A 15,949-nucleotide genomic window follows, 5' to 3' on the forward strand; every position below is an offset into this window, starting at 1 on the left:
CCGCTGCTGCCCGTCCGGTCAGGCGCACGGCTGCAGGGCCGGCGCGGGTGCCGGGCGGCGCAGCAGTTCGGGCAGCACGGTCAGCAGGCCGAGGGCCGCGAGCCCGGCGCCCAGCCACAGCGGCGCACGCAACCCGGAGGTCTCGATCACCAGCCCGCCGAGCGAGGACCCGAGGATGACGCCGAGCGTGATGAACGACGAGTGCACCGTGTTGACCAGCGGGCGGGCGTTGCCGGCGCGCTGCACGCGGGTCACCATCGCCGGGTTCATCGTGACGCCGACCAGCCCGATGCCGAGCATCGCCACCACCGCCGGCGCGGGCAGGTCCGCGAGCAGGGCGAACGCGGCGAGGAAGACGAGGTTCAGCGCGAGCCCGGTCACCAGGACGGGCACCGTGTGCCGGTCGGCGAGCCGCCCGACGACCAGGTTGCCGACCACGGTGGCCGCGCCGTAGGCGACCAGCAGCAGCGGCACGGTGCTGCCGGCGAACCCGGTGACCTCGGTGAGGATCGGCGTGAAGTAGCTGAACGCGGAGAACGTGGCGCCGATGACGAGCGTGCTGGTGGACAGCGCCAGCCACAGCCGCGGGGTGCGGAACACGCCCAGCTCCTCGCGGAAGGTGCCACCGTCGGCGGACGGCGCGAGCGCGGGCACCCCGGCGAGCGTGGCCAGCGCGGCGGCCGCGGCGAGTGCGCCGATCGCCCAGAACGCGGCGCGCCAGCCGAAGTGCTCGCCGACGACGGTCGCCAGCGGCAGGCCGAGCAGGGTACCGAGCATCAGGCCGTTCATCACCACGGCGATCGCGCGGCCGCGCACCTCGGGGCGGGTGAGCTGCGCGGTCAACGAGACGGCGATGCCGAAGAACGCCTGCGCGGCGACGCCGGTGACGATGCGGGCGGCCAGCATCGTGCCGTAGTCGCTCGCGGTGGCGGCCAGGACGTTGCCGGCCAGGAAGATCGCGAACAACACCATCAGCGCGGTCTTCGGGTTCTGCCGCATCAGGGCGACGGTGAGGACCGGGCCGCCCGCGGCCATCGCGACCGCGAAGGCGGTGATGAGGTAGCCGATCTGCGGAACCGTGACGCCCAGCCCGCCGGCGAGCTGGGGCATCAGGCCGGCCACGACGAATTCGCTGGTGACCATCGCGAACACGCCGAGGCTCAGCAGGTAGATCGCGCGCGGCATGCGCACTCCTTCCATAGACAACTGTTCGTTCCAAAAAGCGGCCCAGCCACAAGGGCTGTCAGGAGAGCAGGGACAACGCCTGGTCCACGGCTTCGTCGAGGCGGCGGGCGTCGTCGGTCTTGCCCACGACGCGGATGCCCTGGACGAACGTGACCAGGAAGCGGGCCAGCGCGCGCGGATCCTTGTCCGCGGCGAGGCCGCCCTCGTGCTGGGCGCGGGTGAGGGTGCCGGCCAGCGCCGCCTCCAGTTCCCCGAAGGCGATGTCCACGCGGCGCGCCGCCTTCGCGTCGCGGGGCAGCAGTTCGGTCGCGGTGTTGGTGACCAGGCAGCCCTTGCGGTCGGTGTCTTCGTGGCACTCGGCGGCGTAGCCGCGGACGAAGTCGCGGACCGCGTCCAGCGCCGGGCCGGGCCGGTTGAGCGCGGTCATCGTCTGGACGCCGCGCATCTCGCAGTACCGGTCCAGGGCGCGCAGGTAGAGGTCGTGCTTGCTGTCGTAGGTGGCGTACAGGCTGGCGCGGTTGACGCCCAGGTGGCCGACCAGGTCCTGCATCGAGGTGGCCTCGTAGCCCTGGCGCCAGAACAGCTCCAGCGCGGCGTGCAACGCGGCGTCGGGGTCGAACTCCTTGGTCCTCGCCATGACCGGGAGCCTAGCGTATTGCCAACCGATCGTTCCAGTAACCCTCGTCCGGACGAGTCACGCCGGCCGGTGATCGAGTTGATCGGCAACCGCGCGCGGCCGTGATGTTGCACAATCGAATGATGGATCCGCCGGTGCGGCGGTGACCGGAAGTCATCGGGAGGCGTGAACTGATGAGCCGCACGGGGCAGGCCGCGCGCGAAGCGGTACCGCCCGAAGCGGTGCTGACCCCCGCCGCGGTGGCGAGCCGGCTCGGTGTCGCGGTGGCGACCCTGCGGAGCTGGGACCGCAGGCACGGGCTGGGGCCGAGCTCCCGCGAACCGGGTCGGCACCGCCGGTACACGGTCGGCGACCTGCGGCGCCTGGAGCGCGTGGTGCACCTGGTGCGTCAGGGCGTGCCGGTGGCGAGCGCGGCCGCGACGGTGAGCGCGGGCGCCACCCTGCCGATCGCCTCGCCCGCCCAGGTCCCCGATCGGGTGGCGAGCCGGCGGCGGCGGTCACTGCGCGGAGCCGCCGAGAAGCTCGACCCGGACGCGTTCCGCCGCATCGTGGTCGGCTTCCTCGACCGGCACGGCACCGTGGACACGTGGCAGAAGCTGCTCGTGCCGTTCCTGCAGGAGCTGGGTGAGCGGTGCGCGGAGCCCGGGGGACCGGTCGAGGTCGAGCACCTCGCGACCGACGGGATCATCGCCGCACTGCACGCCGTCCCGCCGGGACAGACCGGATCGGCGTCGGTGCTGCTCGCGTGCGCGCCCGACGAGCAGCACTCGCTGCCGCTGGAGGTGCTGCGGCACGCCCTCGCCGAACGCGGCCGCGGCACGATCTCACTGGGCGCGCGGGTGCCGCCCCGGTCGCTGCTGACGACGGTCACGATCCGCAAACCCCCGGCGACGGTGGTGTGGGCGCACTCGGCGGAGCTGGCGCGCCAGGTACCCACCGGAGAGCTGACCGGCACGCGCCTGTTCGTGGCGGGCCCCGGCTGGGACGCGGTGCCGCTACCGGACGGGACGCGGCAGTTGCGCACCCTGGCCGAAGCGGTGGAGGCGCTGGCCTGACCGGTGCCCGGCGACGCCGGGCTGAGTGACAAGGCGGCGACCGTGTGACAGCGTGACCGCATGATCGAACCTGCCGTCCGGGTCGAGCGCGCCGGCCCGGTGCACACCGTGATCCTGTCGCGTCCGCACGCGCGCAACGCCGTCGACGGGCCGACCGCCCAGGCCCTGCTGGAGGCGTTCGAGGCGATCGACGCCGACCCGTCCGCCGCGGTCGCCGTGCTGTGGGGCGAAGGGGGCACGTTCTGCGCCGGCGCCGACCTCAAGGCGGTGGGCACCGAGCGCGGCAACCGCCTGGGCGAGGACGGTCCCGGGCCGATGGGGCCGACGCGGCTGCGGATGGGCAAACCGGTGATCGCCGCGGTCGCCGGGCACGCCGTGGCCGGCGGGCTGGAGCTGGCGCTGTGGTGCGACCTGCGGGTGGCCGCCGAGGACGCGGTGTTCGGGGTGTTCTGCCGCCGCTGGGGCGTGCCGCTGATCGACGGCGGCACGGTGCGCCTGCCCCGGCTGATCGGCGCGAGCCAGGCGATGGACCTGGTGCTGACCGGCCGCCCGGTGCCCGCGGACGAGGCGCTGCGGATGGGGCTGGCGAACCGGGTTGTGCCCGCGGGCACCGAGCGGGCCGCGGCGGAGGAACTGGCGGCGGCGATCGCGAAGTTCCCGCAGACGTGCCTGCGCGAGGACCGGTTGTCGCTGCTGGAGCAGGACGGGCTGGACGAACGGGCCGCGATGGCGAACGAATGGCGGCACGGCATGGTCTCCCTGGCCGCCGACGCGACGAGCGGAGCGCAACGCTTCGCGGCGGGCGAGGGCCGGGGCGGATCGTTCGGCTAGTTGCCGTCGTTGATCGCGTTGTTGGTGCCGGTCACCAGCCAGCGGGCGACCTCGTGCAGTTTGCGGTTGGTGTTCTGCGAGGCGCGGACCAGCAGGTCGAAGGCCTGGTCGTCGGTCACCCGGTGGCGTTCCATCAGGATGCCCTTGGCCATCGAGATGACGTCGCGGGATTCCAGGGCGTTGCGCAGCTGCGCCTGGGCACGCGACCCGGCCAGCGCGACGGCGGCGTGCGCGGCGAACAGGCCGCAGACGTGCTCGGCGGACTCGTCGAACGCCTCCCGCGCCGAGGAGAACAGGTTGAGCGCGCCGAGCAGGGTCTTCCCGGTGAACAGGCGGACGGCGAGCATCGAGTTGACGCCCAGCGCGGCGGCGGCGTCGCCGAACTTCGGCCAGCGCACGTCCGCCGCGATGTCGCCGGTGCGGTAGGTGATGTCGGCGAACACCGCGTCCACGCACGGCCCCTCGCCGAGCTCGTGCTGAAGCTCGTCGAGGCGGGCCACCCGGTCACTCGACGGGGCGACGGTCGTCAGGTTCCCCGCTTCGAGCAGGGAGATGCCCGCGTCCTCGGTGCCCGGCACGGTCGTCGCCACCGCGTTGACGATGGTCGCGACCGTCCGCTCGACGTCCGGCTCCGGTTCGAGCGTGCGCACGACGGCGCTGAGCGCGTCCGCGAGCTCGAGGTCGGCGGGCTTGATGAGTTCGTCGGTCACCTGGACAGTCTTATGCATGCGCGCGGGCGGCGACAGAGGCTGCCCCGTCTTTCATCCCAGGGCCCCGCCACGACCCCGGCGAAGGTGGTGAGCCGCCTTGATCCACGCCGCCTCGCGACCGCGTCCTCGTCGTACGCTGACGCCCGTCCGCCGGGCCAGCTCGCCGATCCTCATTCCACCTACGACGAACCGGACAGCCCGGGCATTCCTACTCGCAGTACTTCAGCAGCGGCAGGATCGCCCGCTCGGTCAGCGCCGCGGGGTCCGGCTCCGCGCACGCCGCCAGCCGCGCCAGCAGGTCGTCCTCGTCGAGGCCGGTCCCGATCAGCACCAGCCGCGTCGCCGGCGCCTCCGCACCCCACGGCGACCGGTGGAACCGCAGGTACGGGCCGACGGTCTGGAGCAGGAACCGGTCCTGGTGACCGGGCACGCCGAAGTGCACCGGCCCCTTCATGCGGTACAGCCCGGCCGGCCGCTCGGTCAGAAAAGCCAGCAGCCGCCGCGGGTGGATCGGCGTGTCACTCGAAAACTCCACACTGCGGTAGGCGTCGTGCAGGTGCACGTGATCGTCGCCGTCGGAGTGCCGCAGGTCGTCGAACGACAACTGCCGCGCCACCGGCTCCCGCACCCGCGCGTCGAACAACAGGCCCGGGTCGATCGCGCCGAAGGAGGCACGCACCACCGGCCGCCCGTCGCTGACCTTGCGGACCAGCTCCAGGACCCCGGGATCGTCGCACCGGTCGATCTTGTTCAGCACCACCAGATCGGCGAACCGCAGGTGCTCGTCCAGCTCGGGGTGGCGCACCCGGTTGGCCGCGAACTCGGCCGCGTCCACGACCTCGACCAGTCCGCCGTAGGCGATCCGCGGGTTCTCGCTGGCCAGCAGCATCCGGACCAGGTCGCGCGGCTCGGCGAGACCGCTGGCCTCGATGACGATCGCGTCGATGCCCAGCTCCGGCTCGGCCAGCCGCGCCAGCATCCGGTCCAGGCCCGCGGTGTCGACCGCGCAGCACAGGCAGCCGTTGCCCATCGGCAGCATCGCGTCGACCTGCCCGGCCACCGCCAGCGCGTCCACGTTGATGCGGCCGAAGTCGTTGACGATCACGCCGATGCGGTGGTCGCGGGCGTGCGTCAGCAGGTGGTTGACCAGTGTCGTCTTGCCCGAGCCCAGGTAACCGGCGACCAGGACCACGGGAATCGCCTCGGAAGTGCTCACCGCGCAACACCCTAGGGCACCACGACGAGCTTCCCGGTGGCCCGGTCGTCCTCCATGCAGCGGTGCGCGGCGACGACGTCGTCCAGCCCGAACACGCGATGCAGGTTCGGCCGGCAGCGGCCCGCCTCGACCTCGTCCACGATCCGCTGCAACACCGCCGCGCTGCCCTGCACGGTGCGGCTGTGGAAGGCCGTGAGCCGGGTTCCGGTCGGGATCATCGCGATCGGTTCCAGCTCCGGGATCACCCGCCCGCTGAGCGAGCCCGCCACGCACACCGTCCCGCCGCGTCGCGCCACCTGCAGCGAATCCACCGCCGTGCCCGCCCCGACCAGGTCCAGCACGTGGTCCGGGCCGCAGGGCCAGATCGCGTGCACGGCCTCGGCCGGCGACCCACCGGAGTCGAAGTGCAACCGCTCGCCTGGCACCACCCCACGCGCGCCCCGCGCGGTCAGGTACGTCCCGGGCAGCGCGGCCAGGACGTCCCAGGCAGCGTCGTCCTGATCGGCGGCCAGCACCCGCGGGAACACCACGCCCGGGGAATGCCCCTGCCGGGTCCGCAGCTCCGACCGGTGCAGCCCCGCACCCGCACCCGCACCCGCACCCGCACCCGCGCCCGCACCCGCACCCGCACCAGGCTCCAGCCCTCCCGCACCGCGGGCACCGGCAGTTCCCGGATCTCCAGCACCTCCGGGCCACCCGTCCGGCAACAGACCGCACGCATCGTCCTCCTCGCCGACGAGCACGACACGCTCTCCGACGCTCAGCCGCGCCAGTGGTACTGCCGCTCCGGGCGGCCCGTCCCGCCGTAGCGCAGCCGCACCTCGGCCCGTCCGGCGGCGACGAAGTGCTCCAGGTACCGCCGGGCGCTGGGCCGCGACAGGTCCGTCAGGCCCGCGCACTCGCTGGCCGACAGCCCGTCCGGGTGCGCTTGCAACGCCTGCCGCACCAGCTCGGCCGTCTGCTCGGTCAGCCCCTTCGGCAGCGCTTTCGGCGTGCGGGCGCCGAAGACGGCGTCCACGTCCTCCTGCCCGGCGGTGCTGCGCTGCGCCAGCCGGTGCAGTTTCCGCCGCAGCGTGGCGAACTCCGCCAGCTGCGCCTGCAACGCCGACGACGAGAACGGCTTGATCAGGTAGTGCAGCGCGCCGCCGCGCAGCGCGCCCCGCACGGTCTCCACGTCCCGCGCGGCCGTGATGATCAGGACGTCGATGTCCTGCGTCGCCGGGTCGGCCCGCAGCTGCCGCAGCACCGACAGCCCGTCCACATCGGGCAGGTAGATGTCCAGCAGCACCAGGTCCGGGTGCAGCTCGCGGGCCGCGCGCAACGCCTCGGCGCCGGTGTGCGCGACCCCGGCCACGGTGAACCCGGGCGTGCGCGCCACGTATCCACTGTGGACCTTCGCGACCATGAAGTCGTCGTCCACCACCAGGACCCGCATCACCGCGGCACCTCCGCCCGCGTCGGCAGGACCGCGGTGAACACCGCGCCGTCGGCGTTGTGCACCGCCACCGAACCGCCGCGCCGCAGGCAGGTCTGCCGGGTCAGCGCCAGCCCGAGCCCGCGCTGGCCGCCGTGCTCGGCGGCCTTCGTGGTGAACCCGTGCGTGAACACCTCGGTCGCGATCTCCGGCGCCACCCCGGGCCCGGAGTCCCGCACCACCACCGACACCGCCCCGGCGTCCTGCCGGATCTCCACCTCGATCCAGTCGCCGTCCCGCCCGGCCAGCGCGTCCAGCGCGTTGTCGACGAGGTTGCCGACCACCGTCACCAGGTCCGCCGACAGCTGGTCGTCCACATCGTCCAGCCGCGTGCCCGGCGCCAGCCGCAGGCCCACGCCCCGCTCGGCGGCCAGGCTGGCCTTCGCGATGAGCAGCGCCGCGACCGCCGAGTCGGCGATGTGCGCGGTGACCTCCTCGTGCCACTTCGTCTGGGCTTCGCTGACCAGGTCGACGTAGTGCCGCACCTCGTCGTACTCGCCCAGCTCGATGAGCCCGGCGATGGTGTGCAGGCGGTTGCTGAACTCGTGCGCCTGCGCGCGCAGCGTGTCCGTGGCCCGCGAGGTCGCCTCCAGCTCCTCGCGCAGCGCGGCCAGCTCGGTGCGGTCCCGCAGCGTCACCACGGCGCCGCGCGCGATCGGCATCCGGTTGAGCGCCAGCACCCGCCCCGCCCGCAGCCCGATCTGGTCGACGCCGTGCGCCCGGCCGGTGAGCACGTCGGTGAGCCGCTCGTTGAGCCCCAGCTCCTCGACCGGCCGTCCCACGCAGTCCGCGGGCAGCGCCAGCAGGTCGCGGGCCTGGTCGTTGACGAGCGTGACGCGGTGCTGGTCGTCCAGGCCGAGCACGCCCTCCTTGATGCCGTGCAGCAGCGCTTCCCGGTGCTCGGCCAGCGCGGTGATCTCCCGCGGCTCCATGCCCAGCGTCTGCCGTTTCACCCGCCAGGTGAGCAGCAGCGACCCGGCGACCCCGACGACCGTGGCGATGCCCAGCATCGTCAGCGCGGCGCTGGGCGAGTTCGCCACACCCTCGAAGAAGCCGGGCGTCTCGGTGCCGGCCGCGACGATCCCGACGATCTGCCCGGCGTCCCCGATCACCGGCACGTGCGCCACGAGCTGCCCGGAGATCTCGCCGACCCACGCGCGGCCCTGCAGCACCGTGCTCGCGCCCAGCGGCAGCCGGGTGCGCAGCTGGTTCGGGTCGGGGGAGGTGAGGACGATCCGGTCGGGCGCGGCGATGATCACCGAATCCGCGCCGGACAGGGTGCGTGCGCTCTCGGCGAAGGCCGGCAGCGCGTCCCGCCGGATCGGATCGGCCAGGCTGGCCCGCACCCCGGCGGTCGCGGCGACCTGTTCGGCGACCGCGAGCAGCTTGCGGCCCTGCGTGTCGGTGAACGTGCGGTCGGACTGCACGGCCGAGTAGCCGAACACGCACGCGAGCAGGGCGAACACGATGATCAGCTGCCAGCCCAGCAGCTGGCGGGCCAGCGATCCTTGCGCACCCACGCCCCTCACTATCGCATCCGCGCCGCCCGATCGTGCCGTGACCACAATGACCACAACGATCGATAGGTGCCTAACGGGTGACAGCGGCCCGGCCCCGGTGCACGATGCCGGGCAACCAAGCTCCACAACGAGGTGCGCTGATGAAGAATCGCAAGGCCTGGCTCGCCGTTCTCGGCGCGGCCGTGGCGCTCCTCCTCGTCCCCCCGCTGGTGTCGGCGGGCGGCGAGGAGACCGGGCCCCAGATCCGGGGCCTGCGGATGATGGTCCCCAACTCACCCGGCGGCGGCTACGACATCACGGCCCGCACGGCCGTGAAGGCGATCGAGGACGCCGGCCTCAACGGCAACGTCGAGGTGTTCAACCTGCCCGGCGCGGGCGGCACGGTCGGCCTCGGCCGCCTGGTGAACGAGCGCGGCAACGGCAAGCTCGCCATGTCCATGGGGCTCGGCGTGGTCGGCTCGGTCTACACGAACAAGTCGCCGTCGTCGCTGCAGGACACCACCGCGATCGCGAAGCTGACCGAAGAGGCCGACATCGTCGTGGTGAGCAAGGACTCGCCGTACCAGACGATCCAGCAGCTGGTCGAGGCGTGGCGGGCCGATCCGGGCAGCGTGCCGGTCGGCGGCGGCTCGGCCCCCGGCGGGCCGGATCACCTGGCGCCGATGCTGATGGCGCAGGCCGCCGGGATCCCGCCGTCGCGGGTCAACTACATCCCGTTCGACGGCGGCGGCGAGCTGATGGCGTCCGTGCTCGGCGGCAAGGTCGGCTTCGGTGTTTCCGGCATCGGCGAGACCCGCGACCAGATCGCCTCCGGTGCGCTGCGGGCGCTCGCGGTGACCAGCCCGCAACGGGTGCCGGGCATCGACGCGCCCACGCTGAAGGAGTCCGGTGTGGACGTCTCGTTCACCAACTGGCGCGGCATCGTCGCACCGCCGGGACTGTCCGACAGCGACAAGGATCGTCTCATCGGGTTGTTCACGCGCCTGCAGGACACCCCGCAGTGGCGGGACGCCTTGCAGCGCAACGGGTGGACGCCCGCGTTCCAGCCCGGTGACGACTTCGCCGCGTTCCTGAAGGCCGAGAACGACCGGGTGGCCGCGGTGCTGAAGGAGCTGGGGCTGGCATGAGCGTGATCGAGAAGGAGACGCCCGCCACGCCGAAGTCCTGGTGGCGCGCGCACTCCGAGCTGGGTGTCTGCGTGTTCCTGTTCGCCGTCGGGGTGCTGGTGCTCGTCGACGCGCTCAGCATCCCGACCGATTTCACGCAGCGCGGGCCGGTCGGCCCGAAGGCGGTGCCGATCCTCGTCGGCTCGCTGCTGCTGCTCGTGTCGCTGCTGCTGGCGCGGGACGTGCTGCGCGGCGGCCGCGGCGAGGCCGAGGCGGGGGAGGACGTCGACCTCGACGCCCCCGCCGACTGGCGCACGGTGCTGCTGCTGTCGGGAGCGTTCCTGGCCAACGCGGCGCTGATCGACACGCTCGGGTTCCCGCTGTCGTCGGCGATCATGTTCTGGGGCGCGGCCTACGCCCTGGGCAGCCGCCACCTGGTGCGGGATCCGCTGATCGCGGCCGGCGTCTCGCTGGTCACCTGGTTCGTGTTCACGGTGCTGCTGGGCGTTCCGCTGCCCGGCGGCCCGCTGATGGGGGTGCTGTAGCTGATGGACCTGTCCAACCTGTGGGCGGGCTTCGGCACCGCGCTGACCCCGTCGCACCTGATGTTCGCCGCGATCGGTGTCCTGCTGGGCACCGCGATCGGCGTGCTGCCGGGCATCGGACCGGCGATGGCGGTGGCCCTGCTGCTGCCGGTGACCTACGGCCTCGACCCGACCGCGGCGTTCATCATGTTCGCCGGCATCTACTACGGCGGCATGTTCGGCGGCTCGACCACGTCGATCCTGCTGAACACGCCGGGGGAGAGCGCGGCGGTGGTCACCGCGATCGAGGGCAATCCCATGGCGCGCAAGGGCCGCGGCCCGCAGGCGCTGGCCGCGGCGGCGATCGGGCACTTCACCGGCGGCATCCTCGGCACGATCGCGCTGGTGCTGCTCGCACCGCTGATCGCCGGCCTGGCCGTGGACATCGGCGCGCCGGACTACTTCGCGATCATGGTGTTGTCGTTCGTCGCGGTCACCTCGGTGCTGGGCAAGTCCCGGGTCCGCGGGTACGCGTCGCTGCTCATCGGGTTGACGATCGGCCTGGTCGGGCTCGACGAGATGACCGGGCAGTCGCGGCTGACGTTCGGTGCGCTGCACCTGGCGGACGGCATCGACGTGGTGATCGTCGCGGTCGGACTGTTCGCCGTCGGCGAGTCGCTGTGGGTCGCGGCGCACCTGCGCCACAACCAGTCCGAGGCGATCCCGGTCGGGCGGCCCTGGCTGTCCCGGTCGGACCTGCGGCGGACGTGGAAGCCGTGGCTGCGCGGGCCGGTGATCGGGTTCCCGTTCGGCGCGATCCCGGCCGGTGGCGCGGAAATCCCGACGTTCCTGTCGTACGTGACCGAGAAGCGCCTGTCGCGCCGGCCGGAGGAGTTCGGCAAGGGTGCGATCGAGGGCGTCGCCGGCCCGGAGTCGACGGCGAGCGCGTCGGCGGCGGGCACGCTGGTGTCGATGCTGACGCTGGGCCTGCCGACCACGGCGGTCGCCGCGGTGATGCTGGCGGCGTTCCAGCAGTACGGCATCCAGCCCGGGCCGCTGCTGTTCCAGCGCGAGTCCGCGCTGGTGTGGGCGCTGATCGCGAGCCTGTTCATCGGGCTGGTGCTGTTGCTGCTGATCAACCTGCCGATGGCGCCGGTGTGGGCGAAGCTGCTGCGGATCCCGCGGCCGTACCTGTACGCCGGGATCCTGTTCTTCGCCAGCGTCGGGGCCTACGCGGTCAGCGGGTCGGTGATCGACCTGATCCTGCTGTACGTGATCGGCGTGATCGGGTTCGCCATGCGGCGCTTCGGGTTGCCGGTGCTGCCCGCGATCATCGGGGTCATCCTCGGCCCGGCGGCGGAGCAGCAGATGCGGCGGGCGCTGCAGATCAGCGACGGCGACCTGACCGGGCTGGTGAACTCGCCGCTGGCGATCGCGGTGTACGTGCTGGTGGCGGTGCTGCTGGCGTGGCCGCTGGCGCGCAAGCTGGTGCGGCGCAAGGAACCGGCGAAGGTGTGAGTGCGAAGAGGGCGGCCGCGGGTGGATGCGGCCGCCCTCTTCCTTTGTCAGCTGTGGTTCTGCCCCGGCGGTGCACCGGGGATCGGCTTGACGATGAGCGCGTCGTCGGGGACGCGCTCGCCGGACGGGTTCGGCGTGAAGACGGCTTCGGCCACTTCCGCGCGACCCGCTCGGCGGCGGTGAAGCAGGGTGCGTCCCGCCACGACGCCACGGCGGTGATGGTGGTGTCCGGGAGTGCCCCGGTGCGGATGGCTGCTGCACGTGGCGCCGATCGCACCCACCTCGGGGACGAAGCGGGCGGGCCGGGCAGGAGCGAGCGGAGTGCGGTCGTGGTCATCGGTTCCCTTCCCGAGGGTTGTGAAAAGTCGACGACGTGGCGGGCCGAGATGTGAGGTGCCAGACTTTGTGGCCACCGCCAGGTCATTCTGGGGCACTCATGACCCATAACGGCTAACATGTCATCTGTTTTGGTGCGTCAGACTGCTATACTGAGTCGGTGACGAGCGTAACTGGAGTCCGTGGCCGTACGCGGCGTGCGATCCTCGCCGCCGCCGCGTCCGTGCTGTCGCGTCGGCGTGATGCCTCCCTCGCGGACATCGCAGCGGCGGCGGACGTCGGTCGCAGTACCGTTCAGCGGTACTTCCCGGACCGCGACACGCTGGTGTCCGAGGTCATCGCGGACTGCCTGCGGCTGCTCGATGAAGCGCTGAAGGACGCGCGGATCGAGCAAGGGCCGGCTCGGGATGCGTTGCGCCGGCTGGTGACCGCCATGCTCGACGTCGGGGATCAGGTGTTGTTCCTGTACGGCGACGCGCGGATCCGCGAGGTGATCGCGGTCCAGGACGAACCGGATCCGGCGGCCGAGGAAGTCGATCGCCTGATCAGGCGTGGCCAGGCCGAGGGCATTTTGGACGCCGAGGTGAGCTGTGACTGGATCGAACACGTGCTGTGGGCTCATGTGGCTGCGGGGTGCACGGCGATCAGCGAGGGGAAGCTGCCGCGCCACGGCGCTTCCGAGTGGGTTATCCGCACGCTGGAGAACGGCATCGGGGCTCGACACGCGGCCCCGGCCGATGTTTCGAAGGGTGATGATTCATGACCATTCTGGTGACCGGAGCGACCGGCAACGTCGGGCGGAACGTCGTCCGGCAGCTCGCCGACCGGGGGCACGATGTGCGAGCCCTGACCCGCAGCCCGCGGCCGGGGATGTTCCCCGCGGGGATCCAGGTCTGCGAAGGCGATCTCACCCGCCCGGAGACCATGCGGGAGGCGCTGACGGACGTCACGGCGCTCTTTCTCTTTCCCGTGGCGGCGACCGCCGAGGAGGTGGTCGGCATGGCGAAGACGGCGGGAGTGCAGCGCATCGTGGTGCTGTCGTCGGGTGCGGTCACGACGGGCTTCGACACCGACTTCCACCTGCCGGTGGAGCGGGCTGCCGAAGCCTCCGGGCTGGAGTGGACGCATGTGCGGCCAGGTGAGTTCGCGATGAACAAGCTGGCTCTGTGGGGCCCGTCCATCCGCGCGGAGCGGGTGGTGCGCGACCCGCTCCCGGACGCCGCGTGGTTCCCGGTACATGAGCAGGACATCGCGGACGTGGCTGTCCTCGCGCTGACCGAGGACGGCCATGCCGGCCAGGCGTACACGCTCAACGGCCCCGAGCTGCTCACCCGCCGGCGCCAGGTGGAACTCATCGCCCAGGCGTTGGGGGAGGAGATCCGCTTCGAAGTGGTGACTCCACAGCAGGCCCGCGAGCTCTACCTCGCGCAAGGCGGTTTCGCGGCGGAGAACGCCGACTTCCTGCTCGGTTTCGAGGACTACGGAGGCGACGAGTCGGACCCCGCGGAGATCGAGGCGTTCGATCCCTCGTCCCTCGGCCCCATGCCCACGGCCGAGGCCGTCACGGGAAGACCTGCCCGCACGTTCGCGCAGTGGGCCGGCGACCACGCCGCCGATTTCCGCTGACGTTGCCAACGGCAAGGTCGAACGTTTCCCCCTGCTCGACCGGGCGTGCACCTCGGAAAGCAACGACCCCAGCAGTTCCGTGCGATACCGCGTACCGCGGCCTCGTCGACCCGGCCACCCAGCCCATCTGGCTTTGAGCGCGCTAGGGGCGTAGCCGGGCGACCTTGCCGATTTCGAGCGCGACGTGCACCTCGCCGTCGGGTGTGCGGGTCAGGCCGTGGGGTTCGGAGCCCGGGGTGGGCAGCGGGTGGTGCTCGAACTCGCCGTCGGCGGTCACGTGGCCGATCCGGCCCGCGCCCCATTCGGTGAACCAGCAACCGCTTTCCCCGTCCGGGACGATCGCGTGCGGGCGGGCTTCGCGATCCGGCAGCGGGAATTCGGTGATCTCGCCGTCCGGGGTGAGGCGGCCGATCTGGCCGGCGCCGATCTCGACGAACCACACCGCGTGATCGTCGGCGGTGATGCCGACCGGCGCGGCCTTCTCGGTGGGCAGGGCGAAGTGAGTGACCCCGCCGTCGGTGGTGAGACGCGTGATGGTGTCGGCCTGGTTGAGGGTCACCCACAGGGCGCCGTCGGGGCCGGTGACGATCGCGGACGGGTAGGAACCGCTCGTGCCCAGGGGGAATTCGGTGAGTTCGCCGTCGTCGAGGCGGCCGATGCGGTCGGTGTTCATCTCGGTGAACCACAGCGCGCCGTCCGGGCCGGCGGTGATCCCGTACGGCCCGCAGTCCGCGGGGAGCTCGACGGAGGTCGCGGTGCCGTCGGTGGTGATCCGGCCGATGCGGTGGTCGCGCAAGCGGCTGAACCACAGCGCGCCGTCCGGGCCGGGGGTGATGACGGCCGGGCCGCATCCGGGGTCGAGGTCGAAAAGCGTGGTGTCGTCGGCGATCCGCGCGATGTGACCACTGTGGACCAGCGTGACCCACAGGGCGCCGTCCGGGCCGGCGGTGATCTCGTAGGGGCCCTTGCCCGGGACGCGGTGTTCCTCGATCTGCACGCGTTGCCTCCTTAACGCGACGGTTGTCGCGCTAAGATGCTGGCATGACCGACTCGGCATCCGCAAGTGGTTTGCGCCGGCCCGGTGGCCGCACCGCCCGCACTCGTGCGCGGGTGCTCGACGCCGTGACGTCCCTGCTGGTCGAGGCGGGGTTCGACGGGCTGAGCATCGACGCGGTGGCGGAGCGGTCGGGGGTGCACCGGGCCACGGTGTACCGGCGGTGGCGGGACGTGGGCGGGCTGCTGGCGGACGTGTTCGACGCGGCCGCGGGGGACGACTGGGCGCCGGCCGACACGGGTTCGCTGGTCGGTGACCTGGTGGCGCTGAACCGGGAGGTCTTCGCGTCGTTGCGGGAGTCGTCGTCGGTGACGCGGGCGTTGATCGCGGCGTCGTTCCGGTCCGCGCCGGCCGCGGCGGCGTTGCAGGCGTTCTGGCGGGACCGGTACCGGCGGTGCGAAGTGGTGGTCTCGCGCGCGCGGGCGCGTGGCGAGATCGCGGGCCCGGTGGACGCCCAGCGGCTGCTGGTGGCCGCGACGGCGCCGCTTTACCACCGGCTCGTCCTGATGGGTGAATCGCCGCGGGAGGAATTGGCCGAACAGGCCGCGCGGGACGCGGCCTGCTCGGTCTCACCGTTTTTGACGGCCTCCGGTCACCAGGCTCGTCCGACGGTGTAGGAGCTGGTCCAGATGTTCTGCAGGCGGACCACGTCGCCGGATTCGGGGGCGGCCCAGATCTTGTTGTTCCCGGCGTAGATCCCCACGTGGTAGACCTTGCCGCGGCTGGCGAAGAACACCAGGTCACCGGGTCGCATGTCCGATTTGGACACGCTGCGCACGGCGGCCCGCTGGGCGCGGGAGGTGCGGGGCAGATCGATTCCGACCTGCTTGTGGGCGTACTGCGTCAGTCCCGAGCAGTCGAACCCGCCCGGAGCCTCGCCGCCCGTCCGATAAGGACTCCCGGCCTGCCGCGCGGCAGCCTGCACGATGCGATCACCGGTGGAGAGCTGGGCCGCGCCGGCGGGCGCGGTGAGCCCCAGCAGGGCCGCGGTCGCGACGGCGCAGGTGATCGGGAAAGTGATCATCCTGCGTATTCGAGTGGGCACGGTATGAACCCCTCCTTCAGTCCTTGAAGGCATTTCGGTTCTGCTCTGGAACTGACTCACCGGCCGGGGCCAGAACCAGCAGCCGATTTCCCAGGGGCCCGATCACGAAACG

At 72.2% G+C, this 15,949-nt stretch carries 17 protein-coding genes; 8 read left to right on the forward strand and 9 right to left on the reverse strand.

Annotated elements, in window-relative coordinates; all coding sequences use genetic code 11:
* Window positions 1-18 precede the first annotated feature (18 nt).
* Window positions 19-1,185: an MFS transporter gene (locus D0D15_RS14390; RefSeq protein ID WP_094004881.1), complete on the reverse strand. Its 1,167-nt coding sequence runs from the start codon at window positions 1,183-1,185 to the stop codon at window positions 19-21.
* Window positions 1,186-1,243: 58 nt separating this feature from the next.
* Window positions 1,244-1,822, reverse strand: coding sequence for a TetR/AcrR family transcriptional regulator (locus D0D15_RS14395; RefSeq protein ID WP_094004882.1), 579 nt, complete (start codon window positions 1,820-1,822; stop codon window positions 1,244-1,246).
* A gap of 173 nt (window positions 1,823-1,995) precedes the next feature.
* Here D0D15_RS14395 and D0D15_RS14400 point away from each other — a divergent pair, with 173 nt between their 5' ends.
* Together D0D15_RS14400 and D0D15_RS14405 are read left to right on the forward strand one after the other, a co-directional pair.
* Complete coding sequence (locus D0D15_RS14400; protein ID WP_094004883.1) at window positions 1,996-2,877, forward strand: MerR family transcriptional regulator; 882 nt, start codon at window positions 1,996-1,998, stop codon at window positions 2,875-2,877.
* A gap of 60 nt (window positions 2,878-2,937) precedes the next feature.
* The gene (locus D0D15_RS14405; protein ID WP_094004884.1) at window positions 2,938-3,708 is read left to right on the forward strand and encodes a crotonase/enoyl-CoA hydratase family protein; all 771 of its coding nucleotides are present in this window, start codon (window positions 2,938-2,940) and stop codon (window positions 3,706-3,708) included.
* On the opposite strand, the gene D0D15_RS14410 is transcribed toward D0D15_RS14405, so the two are convergent.
* The 5 genes from D0D15_RS14410 to D0D15_RS14430 all read right to left on the reverse strand — a co-directional run bounded on the left by D0D15_RS14410 (window position 3,705) and on the right by D0D15_RS14430 (window position 8,628).
* Window positions 3,705-4,418 carry a GAF and ANTAR domain-containing protein gene (locus tag D0D15_RS14410; protein ID WP_094004885.1) on the reverse strand — a complete coding sequence of 238 codons (714 nt, stop codon included), beginning with the start codon at window positions 4,416-4,418 and terminating at the stop codon, window positions 3,705-3,707. The two genes, D0D15_RS14405 and D0D15_RS14410, sit on opposite strands and share 4 nt — an antisense overlap.
* A gap of 208 nt (window positions 4,419-4,626) precedes the next feature.
* Entirely contained in the window at window positions 4,627-5,634 is a 1,008-nt protein-coding gene (locus tag D0D15_RS14415; RefSeq protein ID WP_482746739.1) for a CobW family GTP-binding protein, read from the reverse strand.
* Between the two features lie 11 nt (window positions 5,635-5,645).
* A complete protein-coding gene (locus D0D15_RS14420) occupies window positions 5,646-6,164 on the reverse strand; it encodes a zinc-binding dehydrogenase (RefSeq protein ID WP_233157187.1) in 519 nt (172 codons plus the stop codon).
* 230 nt (window positions 6,165-6,394) lie between these two features.
* Window positions 6,395-7,072 (reverse strand): response regulator, encoded by a 678-nt coding sequence (locus D0D15_RS14425; protein WP_198958183.1) that lies wholly within the window; start codon window positions 7,070-7,072, stop codon window positions 6,395-6,397.
* Window positions 7,069-8,628, reverse strand: a complete 1,560-nt coding sequence (locus D0D15_RS14430; RefSeq protein WP_094004887.1) for a sensor histidine kinase — start codon at window positions 8,626-8,628, stop codon at window positions 7,069-7,071. Before D0D15_RS14430 ends, D0D15_RS14425 begins: the two co-directional genes overlap by 4 nt.
* Window positions 8,629-8,768: 140 nt before the next feature.
* Here D0D15_RS14430 and D0D15_RS14435 point away from each other — a divergent pair, with 140 nt between their 5' ends.
* From D0D15_RS14435 to D0D15_RS14460, 5 genes are all read left to right on the forward strand, one after another.
* The gene (locus D0D15_RS14435) at window positions 8,769-9,755 is read left to right on the forward strand and encodes a Bug family tripartite tricarboxylate transporter substrate binding protein (RefSeq protein WP_094004888.1); all 987 of its coding nucleotides are present in this window, start codon (window positions 8,769-8,771) and stop codon (window positions 9,753-9,755) included.
* Window positions 9,752-10,279, forward strand: coding sequence for a tripartite tricarboxylate transporter TctB family protein (locus D0D15_RS14440; RefSeq protein WP_094004889.1), 528 nt, complete (start codon window positions 9,752-9,754; stop codon window positions 10,277-10,279). Before D0D15_RS14435 ends, D0D15_RS14440 begins: the two co-directional genes overlap by 4 nt.
* A gap of 3 nt (window positions 10,280-10,282) precedes the next feature.
* A complete protein-coding gene (locus D0D15_RS14445) occupies window positions 10,283-11,776 on the forward strand; it encodes a tripartite tricarboxylate transporter permease (protein WP_094004890.1) in 1,494 nt (497 codons plus the stop codon).
* Between the two features lie 496 nt (window positions 11,777-12,272).
* Window positions 12,273-12,875 carry a TetR/AcrR family transcriptional regulator gene (locus D0D15_RS14455; RefSeq protein WP_094004892.1) on the forward strand — a complete coding sequence of 201 codons (603 nt, stop codon included), beginning with the start codon at window positions 12,273-12,275 and terminating at the stop codon, window positions 12,873-12,875.
* Window positions 12,872-13,738, forward strand: coding sequence for an SDR family oxidoreductase (locus D0D15_RS14460; RefSeq protein ID WP_094004893.1), 867 nt, complete (start codon window positions 12,872-12,874; stop codon window positions 13,736-13,738). Before D0D15_RS14455 ends, D0D15_RS14460 begins: the two co-directional genes overlap by 4 nt.
* A gap of 142 nt (window positions 13,739-13,880) precedes the next feature.
* Here D0D15_RS14460 and D0D15_RS14465 read toward each other — a convergent pair whose 3' ends face one another.
* The gene (locus D0D15_RS14465; RefSeq protein WP_198958184.1) at window positions 13,881-14,795 is read right to left on the reverse strand and encodes a Vgb family protein; all 915 of its coding nucleotides are present in this window, start codon (window positions 14,793-14,795) and stop codon (window positions 13,881-13,883) included.
* On the opposite strand from D0D15_RS14465, the gene D0D15_RS14470 reads away from it, so the two are divergent.
* Complete coding sequence (locus tag D0D15_RS14470; protein ID WP_094004895.1) at window positions 14,780-15,409, forward strand: TetR/AcrR family transcriptional regulator; 630 nt, start codon at window positions 14,780-14,782, stop codon at window positions 15,407-15,409. The two genes, D0D15_RS14465 and D0D15_RS14470, sit on opposite strands and share 16 nt — an antisense overlap.
* On the opposite strand, the gene D0D15_RS14475 is transcribed toward D0D15_RS14470, so the two are convergent.
* Window positions 15,385-15,816, reverse strand: a complete 432-nt coding sequence (locus tag D0D15_RS14475) for a C40 family peptidase (RefSeq protein ID WP_233157188.1) — start codon at window positions 15,814-15,816, stop codon at window positions 15,385-15,387. The two genes, D0D15_RS14470 and D0D15_RS14475, sit on opposite strands and share 25 nt — an antisense overlap.
* Window positions 15,817-15,949: the final 133 nt, after the last annotated feature.

This window comes from Amycolatopsis thermalba, assembly GCF_003385215.1.
Classification (GTDB): Bacteria; Actinomycetota; Actinomycetes; order Mycobacteriales; family Pseudonocardiaceae; genus Amycolatopsis_E; species Amycolatopsis_E thermalba.

Coding starts and splice junctions, on each gene's coding strand:
- D0D15_RS14390 (WP_094004881.1), bottom strand. CDS start 1,185: ATGCCGCGCGCGATCTACCTGCTGAGCCTCGGCGTGTTCGCGATGGTC.
- D0D15_RS14395 (WP_094004882.1), bottom strand. CDS start 1,822: ATGGCGAGGACCAAGGAGTTCGACCCCGACGCCGCGTTGCACGCCGCG.
- D0D15_RS14400 (WP_094004883.1), top strand. CDS start 1,996: ATGAGCCGCACGGGGCAGGCCGCGCGCGAAGCGGTACCGCCCGAAGCG.
- D0D15_RS14405 (WP_094004884.1), top strand. CDS start 2,938: ATGATCGAACCTGCCGTCCGGGTCGAGCGCGCCGGCCCGGTGCACACC.
- D0D15_RS14435 (WP_094004888.1), top strand. CDS start 8,769: ATGAAGAATCGCAAGGCCTGGCTCGCCGTTCTCGGCGCGGCCGTGGCG.
- D0D15_RS14440 (WP_094004889.1), top strand. CDS start 9,752: ATGAGCGTGATCGAGAAGGAGACGCCCGCCACGCCGAAGTCCTGGTGG.
- D0D15_RS14445 (WP_094004890.1), top strand. CDS start 10,283: ATGGACCTGTCCAACCTGTGGGCGGGCTTCGGCACCGCGCTGACCCCG.
- D0D15_RS14460 (WP_094004893.1), top strand. CDS start 12,872: ATGACCATTCTGGTGACCGGAGCGACCGGCAACGTCGGGCGGAACGTC.
- D0D15_RS14470 (WP_094004895.1), top strand. CDS start 14,780: ATGACCGACTCGGCATCCGCAAGTGGTTTGCGCCGGCCCGGTGGCCGC.
- D0D15_RS14465 (WP_198958184.1), bottom strand. CDS start 14,795: ATGCCGAGTCGGTCATGCCAGCATCTTAGCGCGACAACCGTCGCGTTA.
- D0D15_RS14475 (WP_233157188.1), bottom strand. CDS start 15,816: ATGATCACTTTCCCGATCACCTGCGCCGTCGCGACCGCGGCCCTGCTG.